The 1,905-nt window shown below is 44.9% G+C and carries 2 protein-coding genes; one reads left to right on the forward strand and one right to left on the reverse strand.

The features are described from left to right. Positions 1-1,322: TRAP transporter large permease (locus BO225_RS11945; RefSeq protein WP_233120342.1), on the forward strand; the 1,322-nt coding region annotated here is incomplete at its 5' end. Positions 1,323-1,477: 155 nt separating this feature from the next. Here the strand turns inward: BO225_RS11945 and BO225_RS11950 are convergent. Next, a complete protein-coding gene (locus BO225_RS11950) occupies positions 1,478-1,726 on the reverse strand; it encodes a winged helix-turn-helix transcriptional regulator (protein ID WP_158023848.1) in 249 nt (82 codons plus the stop codon). Positions 1,727-1,905 lie beyond the last annotated feature (179 nt).

Here is a 1,905-nt window from a genome sequence, read left to right on the forward strand (position 1 = left end):
TGTGTATTGATATGAGTATTTCGTTGCTTTCAGGATTGATCATTTTAGTCCTTCTTGTCATCATGCTTTTGATGGGCGTTCCGATCGCGATCGCGTTGGGGATCTCTTCGGTGTGCGCGATCTTGCCGATCATGCCTTTTGATGCAGCCGTCCTTACGGCAAGTCAGCGGATTTTCTCAGGCATTTCGGTCTTCTCGTTGTTGGCGATCCCGTTCTTTATTTTGGCGGGCAATATCATGAATCGTGGTGGTATCGCGATTCGTTTGATCAACTTAGCCAAGATCGTAACGGGTCATATGCCTGGAGCCTTGGCGCAGACGAATGTTATTGCGAACATGTTGTTTGGAGCGATTTCTGGTTCGGGAACAGCGGCGGCTTCGGCGATGGGTTCGATCATCGGTCCGATCGAAGAAGAGGAAGGCTATTCGAAAGAATTCTCGGCGGCGGCTAATATCGCGACCGCGCCTACGGGTCTTTTGATCCCGCCATCGAATGTAATGATCACTTATTCATTGGTCGCAGGTGGCGCTTCGGTTTCGGCTCTATTCATGGCTGGATATATTCCAGGGATCCTTTGGGGTCTTGCGTGCATGGTTGTCGTTTATTTCTTGGCGAAAAAGTTTGGCTATCGTTCAAACGTCACTTATAGCGGAAAAGAAAAGTTGAGCATGTTCCTTCACGCGATCCCTTGCTTGTTCTTGATCGTCGTCGTCATTGGCGGAATCATCTTTGGTGTCTTCACAGCCACGGAAGGATCGGTCGTTGCGGTCGTGTACTCTTTGTTGTTGTCGATCTATGGCTATAAGTCGATGAAATGGAGAGATGTTCCTGCGATCTTGAAGGAGAGCGCGCAAATGACCGGTATCATCATCTTCTTGATCGGGGTTTCTTCGATCATGTCTTGGGTCATGGCGTTCACAGGCATTCCACAACTTGTATCGGATGCACTCCTTGGAATTACGGATAATAAATACATCATCTTGCTTTTGATCAACGTGATCTTGTTGATCGTCGGCACATTCATGGATATGACACCGGCTGTCTTGATTTTTACGCCGATCTTCCTTCCTGTGTATCTGGCTCTTGGTATGGATATCATCCATTTTGGAATTATGATCATCTTCAACTTGTGTATTGGAACGATCACCCCGCCAGTGGGCACGACGCTCTTTGTTGGCGTGAAGGTCGGCGGAGTCACGATCGAGAAAGTATTCAAGCAATTGTTGTTGTACTTTGGCGCGATCTTCATCGTCTTGATGTTGGTCACTTACATTCCACAGCTTTCTTTGTGGCTTCCAACAACGATGGGCATCATCAAATAACTAGACGAAGAAAAAGAATCATGAGTATTCAACCTCCAGTGATGCTATAAACTGGAGGTTTTTTCATGGGTGAATCCAATCAAAGATCGAATATCGATTTTTCTTTTGCTGAAGTCGTCTTCCAGAAACTAGAGCGGCGCTAGAAAGACTTTTATTTACAGAACGATCCAGTACCCGGACTTATTGGAACCAATTCTTTTTACAATGCCTTCTTTTTTTAATCGGGCAAGGATTCGTTCGATCTGTCTTTGAGAAACATTTAGCTGTTCGCCTAATGACCGTGCTGAATGGGCAGGATTGGTTTTCAGCAGAGAAAGAACTTCTTTTTCTAACGTGTCATTTGAATTTATTCCGACATTTATTCCGACATTCGGTGAATATTCCTGTAATGATTTTCTGATCATGGAAAGCATGAATTTGGTACTATGTCAAGTTTGAGGACAATCTAAATTTCTGCTTTTGACAAATCCGAAAAAATTTGTTCCGCTTTCCATTGACTACGGGTCCCTATCCCTAAGAACCCATTTCTTGTTGCTTTTCAAACTCCCAGCTCTTGCTGCGGCTTGAAAAGCCCCAAGCTTAT

Origin of the sequence: Dubosiella newyorkensis (assembly GCF_001945605.1) — a bacterium.
In the GTDB taxonomy this organism is placed as follows: domain Bacteria; phylum Bacillota_I; class Bacilli_A; order Erysipelotrichales; family Erysipelotrichaceae; genus Dubosiella; species Dubosiella newyorkensis.

Bases quoted from the DNA above. Each gene is read 5' to 3' on its own strand.
- BO225_RS11950 (WP_158023848.1), bottom strand. From the start codon at position 1,726: ATGATCAGAAAATCATTACAGGAATATTCACCGAATGTCGGAATAAAT.